7 protein-coding genes are annotated in these 7,016 nt (G+C 73.0%); 2 read left to right on the top strand and 5 right to left on the bottom strand.

The window, feature by feature from the left end; translation table 11 throughout:
- From ACI79U_RS21265 to ACI79U_RS21255, 3 genes are all read right to left on the bottom strand, one after another.
- The coding region (locus ACI79U_RS21265; RefSeq protein ID WP_457072323.1) for a pentapeptide repeat-containing protein at positions 1 to 752 on the bottom strand (752 nt) is incomplete at its 3' end.
- Between the two features lie 318 nt (positions 753 to 1,070).
- Positions 1,071 to 2,015, bottom strand: a complete 945-nt coding sequence (locus ACI79U_RS21260; protein ID WP_457072325.1) for a DNA-3-methyladenine glycosylase family protein — start codon at positions 2,013 to 2,015, stop codon at positions 1,071 to 1,073.
- A 120-nt stretch (positions 2,016 to 2,135) separates the two neighbouring features.
- Entirely contained in the window at positions 2,136 to 2,906 is a 771-nt protein-coding gene (locus ACI79U_RS21255) for an SDR family NAD(P)-dependent oxidoreductase (protein WP_457072327.1), read from the bottom strand.
- A gap of 211 nt (positions 2,907 to 3,117) precedes the next feature.
- Here ACI79U_RS21255 and ACI79U_RS21250 point away from each other — a divergent pair, with 211 nt between their 5' ends.
- Positions 3,118 to 4,662: a hypothetical protein gene (locus ACI79U_RS21250; RefSeq protein WP_457072329.1), complete on the top strand. Its 1,545-nt coding sequence runs from the start codon at positions 3,118 to 3,120 to the stop codon at positions 4,660 to 4,662.
- Positions 4,663 to 4,753: 91 nt separating this feature from the next.
- Here ACI79U_RS21250 and ACI79U_RS21245 read toward each other — a convergent pair whose 3' ends face one another.
- A complete protein-coding gene (locus ACI79U_RS21245; protein ID WP_457072331.1) occupies positions 4,754 to 5,683 on the bottom strand; it encodes a hypothetical protein in 930 nt (309 codons plus the stop codon).
- A 201-nt stretch (positions 5,684 to 5,884) separates the two neighbouring features.
- On the opposite strand from ACI79U_RS21245, the gene ACI79U_RS21240 reads away from it, so the two are divergent.
- On the top strand, positions 5,885 to 6,298 hold the full coding sequence (locus ACI79U_RS21240) for a hypothetical protein (RefSeq protein ID WP_457072333.1): 414 nt from the start codon (positions 5,885 to 5,887) through the stop codon (positions 6,296 to 6,298).
- A gap of 224 nt (positions 6,299 to 6,522) precedes the next feature.
- Here the strand turns inward: ACI79U_RS21240 and ACI79U_RS21235 are convergent.
- Positions 6,523 to 7,016, bottom strand: a 494-nt coding sequence (locus tag ACI79U_RS21235; protein WP_457072335.1) for a hypothetical protein, incomplete at its 5' end; no start/stop codon positions are given.

Genomic DNA, 7,016 nt, shown 5'->3' with positions numbered 1-7,016 from the left:
ACGTCCGCGCCCTCGACGTCCGCGCCCTCGACGTCCGCGCCCTCGACGTCCGCGCCCTCGACGTCCGCGCCCTCGACGTCCGCGCCCTCGACGTCCGCGCCCTCGACGTCCGCGCCCTCGACGTCCGTGCCATCGACGTCCGTGCCCTCGACGTCCGCCACCGGGGCGTACGTCCACGCGGTGGGGTCGCCCGCGCCGCCGTCGGCGGCGCTGGCGCCGCCGCTCCCGGCGGCGACGAGCAGGCGCGACTCGAGCGAGCCGGGCTCCGTCCGGCTGATCAGCCGGACGTCGGAGGCACCGCCACCACCGGCACCGGAGACGTGCCCCGGGACGCCGAGCGCGCTGCCTCCCCGGGCGCCGCCGTTGAACCCGCCGGCTCCACCGGGCGTCGGGACGCCCTCGGTGGACAGCGTGGGAACGCCACCGTCGCCTCCGACGCTGACGACGAGGGTCTGGCCGGGCTGCACCGGCAGCTCACCGGCGACCCGCACCGGCCGGGCCGCCGAGCTCGCACCCAGCGCGCGTCCGCCGGTGCCGCCGATCGCGGTGACGTCCAGGAGGCTCACCCCGGCGGGGACGACGAACACCTGCTCGCCGCCGGTGAAGGAGTACGTGCAGGTGACCGTCGCGGCGTCGCGCTGGCAGGCGTCGTCGGCCAGGGCGGGAGCCGTGGTGCCGAGCACCAGCCCGGCGCTCAGCAGGCCGGTGACCCCGGTGAGGCCGAGCGTCGAGCGCAGGGCAGAGCGGAACACGGGAACTCCTCGGTGCAGGTCGGACGCCGCACACCCGGCCGACCGTCGAGCGGCCGCGGACAGCGCGTGACTGCACGTTATGAACCCGATACGCGGCGTCGGCTCAAGACACGCACGACCGCGGGGCCACCGGGAGCCGCGTGACAACTGTGGCCGCTGGGTTCACCAAAGTGGCCACTTCGGCGCCCCAGTCGGCCCATCTTCCGCCCACGTGGCCGCCTGGAGGCCGACTTCTCCGACAAGTTCTGCCACAGTGCGGCGCGTGACCGAGGACCCCCAGTCGCCAAAGTGGCCACTTCGGCGATACAGCGGGCGCGGTCAGAAGGCGCGGTAGTCGGTGGGGGCCATCCGGGGTCCGCGCTTGGGCGGCATCGAGCCGCCCACCTCGAGCAGCCGCACGACCCGCTGCCGGTGCCCGCGGAACGGCTCGAGCAGTTCCAGCATCCCGGCGTCGTCGGTCTTGCGGCCGGCCAGCGACCAGCCGACGAGGTTCTTCAGGTGGTAGTCGCCGACGCTGACGGAGTCCGGGCAGCCGACGGCGCGCTGGGCGACCTCGGCCGCCGTCCACACCCCGATGCCGGGCACCGACTGCAGCCGTCGCCGTAGGTCCGCGCAGTCGTCGTGCAAGGCGGCGTCCAGCCGGTGCGCGACGGAGGCGACGGCGCGCAGGGCCCGGCGCCGGGCACCGTCGAGTCCGCAGCGGTGCCACTCCCAGTCGGTCACCGCCAGCACCCGCTGCGCCGAGGGGACGACGCGCATGCCCTCCGGCGCGGGCCCCGGGGCGGGCTCACCGGCCAGCCGCAGCAGGTCCCGCCAGGTGCGGTGCGCTTCGATGCCCGTCACCTTCTGCTCCAGCACGGCGGGGACCAGCGCGTCCCAGGTGCGCCCGGTGCTGCCCAGCCGCAGCCACGGCGTGCTGCGGTGCAGGCGGGCCACCAGCGGGTGGGCGTCGGCGGGGAAGTCACCGGGCCGGTCGTCGGCCCCCAGCCAGCGCGGCACGGCGGCGCCGGCCCACTCCGCGCCCGGGCCCCAGGCGGTGATCCGCACCTCGGCGGGGCTCCCGGTGAGCCGCACGGTGGCCGGGCCGTGCGGCGTCGTGGTGGTGCGCCAGACGCCGTCCTCGGCGTAGCGGAGGGTGGGGTCGCCGGTGCCCCGCCGGTCGCGGGAGAGCACCCGGCGGACGTCGAGCGGCCAGTCCGGCCGCCAGGACGCCGAGTGGTCGGCGATGCGGTGCGGGGTGGTGGTCAGCGGAACTCCAGGCACGAGCGGGTGGATCGACTGCGCACCCGAGTGTCCCCGCCCGATTTCGCCAGAGTGGCCACTTGGGCGACAAGGCGGCGGGCAACCCTTTCGCCGAAGTGGCCACTTCGGCGAAAGGGGACCTCAGCGAGGAGGCATGCGGAGGGCGCCGTCGAGCCGGATGACCTCGCCGTTGAGGTAGCCGTTCCGGATGATGGCGAGGGCGAGCTCGGCGAAGTCCGCCGGCTGGCCGAGGCGCTTGGGGAAGGGCACCCCCGCGGCCAGCGCCGCACTGGCCGCCTCCGGCAGCCCCGCCAGCAGCGGGGTGTTCAGGATGCCGGGGGCGATGGTGCACACCCGCACCCCCACCGAGGCGAGGTCGCGGGCGGCGGGGAGGGTGAGGCCGACGATCCCGCCCTTGGACGCGGCGTAGGCGGCCTGCCCGATCTGCCCGTCGTAGGCGGCGATCGAGGCGGTGTTGACGACGACGCCGCGCTCGCCGTCCTCCCCGGGCTCGGTCTGCGCCATCGCCGCGGCCGCCAGCCGCAGCACGTTGAAGGTGCCGACCAGGTTCACCGTCACGGTGCGGGCGAAGGCGTCCAGAGGGTGCGGGACGCCGTCCCGGTTGAGCAGCCGCGCGGCGTAGCCGATGCCGGCGCAGTTGACCGCGATCCGCAGCGGACGCCCGGCGCCGGTGGCCACCTCGATCGCCGCCTGCACCGAGGCCTCGTCGGTGACGTCGGCGCGGACGAAGCGGGTGGAGCCGCCGAGCTCGTCGGCGAGCGCCGCCCCGCGCTCCTCCTGCAGGTCCAGCACGGTGACGGCGGCACCGGCCGCCGTGAGCGCCCGGACGGTCGCCTCCCCCAGGCCGGAGGCCCCTCCGGTGACGACAGCGGCGACGTCGAGTTCCTTCATGCGCGCGACGCTACCGAGGCCGTCGCCCGCATCACACGCTCGGCCGCATCGACCGGTGACCCCGCGGGTACATCGCGTCTCGGACCTCCCGGTACGTACCCCGTTCGCGGGCTCTCGGAAGGAATCGAGCCCGGCCAGTTCCTCAGGTCGCGGCAGACCGTCCCGCACCACACGACCGCCGAGCAGCTCGGCCACGGAAGGACCGGCCGGCATGGCGAGTGCGATCACCCGCGAGGACGTCACGTTCGAGTCCAACACCGTGCAACCTCTGCCCCCGCAGCGGAACCGGTGGCCGATCGCGGGCTGGGCGCTGGTCGGTGCCGTGGTCGGCGCAGCGCTCGTCTGGATGGCGCACCGGGCGCTGATCGACGACGCCTACATCACCTTCTCCTACGTGCAGAACCTCGTCGCGGACGGCCACTGGGGTCTGATCCCCACCGAGGAGTCGAACGCGGCGACCTCCCCGCTGAACGTGCTCCTGCTCGCCGCGGCGACCTGGCTGGTCTCGCTGGTGACCGGCGAGGTGCGGCCGGTCGCCGGGTTCAGCCTGCTCACCATCGCGCTGACCGCACTGCTGACCGGCTGGGCCGCGGCCACCGCCCGGCGGCTCGGCCGCTCGTCGGCCTGGTCGCTGGCCGTACTGGCCGTGGTGCTGGCCAACCCGTTCGTCAACGCATCACTGGGCATGGAGGTCGTGCTCACCGCGGCCCTGCTCATGGGCCTGGTGCAGGCCGCCGTGCGCGGCAGCTCCGTGGCCTTCGGCGTGCTGGCCGGGCTGCTGGTGCTCACCCGACTGGACCTCGGCGTCATCGTGGCCGCGGTCTTCCTGCTCAGCCCGTCGATCCGCCGCCCCTTCTGGCGGGCCCCGGTGATCGCCGCTGCCGTGTCCCTGCCCTGGTACGCGTTCAGCTGGTGGCACTTCGGCTCGGCGATCCCGGACACGTTCGTGATCAAGACGCTGCAGGAGTCGTTCGGGGACGCGACGTTCGCCAACGGGCTGTGGAGCTTCTGGGCCGGACGCGGCGAGCTGGCGATGTGGCTGGGCGTCGCGCCGGCGCTGGTCGGGCTCGTCGTCGTGGCCGGGCTGCTGGTGGCCGGCGTCCGGCGCCGGGTCACCGCCGCACAGTGGCCGATCGCCGGTCTGGGACTGGGCGGGGTGGCCTACTTCGCGGCCTACTCGCTGCTCGGCGTCCCGCCGTACCAGTGGTACTACGCGCCGAGCACGGTGGCGCTCGGGGTGGCCGGGGTGTTCGGTCTCGCCCTGCTGGCCGGCCGGTCGAGGCTTGCGGTCGCGGTGCCGGTGGCCGTCGCGGTGGCGCTGACCGCGCTGACCGTCGTCGCACTGCCTGAGCGCACGCTCAGCTGGGAGCGGCCGATCTACTTCGGCAACTGGGCGCTGCCGGCGCAGTACCTGCAGGTCGGTGAGGACGTCGGCCGGCTGGTCGGCGATGCGACGGTGATCGCGCCGCCGGAGATCGGGACGCTGGCCTACGCGTGCGAGTGCTCGATCGTCGACGCGTTCTCCGACCCGGGGCGCACCCTGCCGCTGATCGAGGAGCGCATCGACCAGTCCGGGTCGGTGGGCACCGCGCTGCTCGAGGCGAACTTCGTCCGGCGCGACGAGTCGGTGCAGCCCCGGGAGGCGGAGTTCGAGCTGGTCTACACGAAGGACGCCCCGCCGCCGGACCTGCCGTCGTGGCAGGTGTGGTCACCCGCGACCGGCGACGGGACGCTCTTCCTGCAGCCGCTGGGCTGATCTCACCTCGTTCTCGCCGAAGTAGCCACTTCGGCGAGAACGAGGGGGATGCGGTGCCGGGCCGGGTGAGCCGGGCCCGGCACCGCGCGGGTCACTCGGAGCGGCGCACCCCGAGGCCATCGCCCTCGATGACGGCGTCGGCGTTGTCGAAGTCCTCGGTGACCTGACCGTCGGCGTCCAACGCGGTGGGCAGGGAGGCCACGAACACGGTGTCGCCGGCGTCGCCGTAGCCGAAGACCCGCATCGTCGCCGGGTTCACCTTCCGGGCCGCCGCGTCGGCGAGCTCGGCCGACAGGTAGTAGGTGTAGCCCCGGCGAACGGCGAGCTGGTCGGCGCCGTCGCCGCTCTCGACGACCTCAGTGCCGTCACCGTTGTCGGTGATGGTGGCCCAGTCGCCGACCAGCACCCGGTCGCCCGGGTCGCCGAACGTGAAGACGTAGTCGGCCACGCCGGTCTGCAGGTCGTTCTTGACGAAGAACTTGTCGCTCCGCTGGACCATGAGCGTGTCGCCCTTGCCCTCGACCAGCTCCCCATTCCAGTTGCCGACCAGCACGATGTCGCTGGCGTCGCCGTAGGAGAACTCGGTGTCGGCGGTGCCGGAGACCTCATTGTCGTTCTTCACGAAGAAGCGGTTCCCGCGGCGGACGGTGAGGCTGTCGACGCCGTCCCCGTCCCAGTCGCCGACGAGCACGGTGTCGCCGGCGTCGCCGTAGAAGAAGCGGTTCGCGGTGATCGACGGGTCGTCGAGGTCGGGCACGTGGAATTCGTTGCCGCGGCGGACCAGCGGCAGGTCGACCCCCACCCCGTACCAGTCGCCGAAGTACACCTCGTCGCCCGCGTCGCCGAAGGTGAAGACCGCCTGCGCTCGCCCGTTGTCGTTCAGCGCGCCGCTGAGGTAGTAGGTGTTGCCCGTGCCACCGACCGGGTCGCCCTGGGCGGCGGCTGGGGAGACGGCGCCGGCGACCAGGCCGGCGGAGAGACCAGCGGTGATACAACCGGCGGTCAGCGTGCGCTTGTTCATGGAGCTTCCTCATCCGCGAGACGCCCTGCCGGGCGAGACCTCGGGAAGTGAACCGCACCAGGCCGACTGATCCGACGATCGAAGGCTGGTGGCGCACCACTGTTCCCAGCCGCCACACGGGTTCACCCGGCCGGGTGAACCCGCCGTAGCCTCGCCGACGAACGGGCGGCCTCGGCCGTCGACGAGACGGGGAGGAACCACGTGTTCGAACAGCAGCTGACCGGTGACGTCCAGGGGCCACTCGAGGTGACGGGATCCGTCGCCATCAAGGGCACGCTGCACGGCGGCGCCGTCGTCACGGGCCAACTCGATCTGGACGGCACCGTGAACGGACCGATCGAGGTTCGCCTGGACGGCCGGGCCGACATCAAGGCGATCGTGCACGGCGACGTGCACGCCCGCGGCGGCACGCTGCGGATCAGCGGCATCATCGACGGACGGCTGGGCGTCAAGGAGGGTGCGGACGTGCAGGTGGCCGTGGGCACGGTGCTGAACGGCCGGCAGCTGCTCCCGGACGGGACCTTCACCCAGCTGAGCGGACACGGGCAGTTTCGCATCCCGGAGGACGCGGCGATGCTACGGCCGCAGGAGGACGGGGCCTGGATCCCGGCCTGAGCCGAGGCCATCACGCACAAACGAGCCCCCGTCCCAGGCCTGGTGGTCTGGGGCGGGGGCTCGTTCGTGGCGGGTCGGCGCGAGAACGAACACGGCGTTGCTCTCGCCGTCCCGCGCCTAGGACGAACCCCCGTCCGGGACCTGCTGGTCCCGGACGGGGGTTCGATTGTTCAGTGGTGCACCGGCCTCACCGTGGAGGTCAGGCCGGCTGGGTCAGCCGGTCGTCACTTGATGACCCGGCGAACGCCCAGCCCGTCACCCTCGATGATGTCGGCCGGCGTGGTGGAGGCGATCTCGTTGCCGAGCTTGTCGAACACCAGGGTCGGGTTCGTGGCGTCGACGACATTCGGGGTCGGGTCGGCGACCAGCGGCAGGCCGGTGGTCGGGTCGAAGACCACGTTGCCGTCGGCATCCTCGAACGTGCCACCAGCGGCGATGACGATCGACGTGCCATTGCGGTCCTTGACGGTCACGGCCACGCCGCTGCCGTTGGTGCCCTTGGTCGGGCCAGCGACGATCGGCACACCGACAGAGGTGTAGTAGATCGCCTTGCCCTCAGCGTCGGTGATCGGGGTGTTGGCGGGGATCTCAAGCTGGGCGTAGACGATCTTGCCGTCAGCGTTCAGCTCCGGGCTGGGGTAGGAAGCGACGAACACGGTGTCCGCGGCATCGCCATAGGCGAAGACCCGGTCGGTGCTCGGGTTCTTCTCCTCGACGA

The organism is Modestobacter sp. SYSU DS0904 (genome assembly GCF_054051115.1).
This window is presented reverse-complemented; position numbering and strand designations above follow the sequence as displayed.

What these genes read in the sequence shown, in the direction of transcription:
- ACI79U_RS21255 (WP_457072327.1), bottom strand. Translation starts at nt 2,906, where the DNA reads ATGAAGGAACTCGACGTCGCCGCTGTCGTCACCGGAGGGGCCTCCGGC.
- ACI79U_RS21250 (WP_457072329.1), top strand. Translation starts at nt 3,118, where the DNA reads ATGGCGAGTGCGATCACCCGCGAGGACGTCACGTTCGAGTCCAACACC.
- ACI79U_RS21245 (WP_457072331.1), bottom strand. Translation starts at nt 5,683, where the DNA reads ATGAACAAGCGCACGCTGACCGCCGGTTGTATCACCGCTGGTCTCTCC.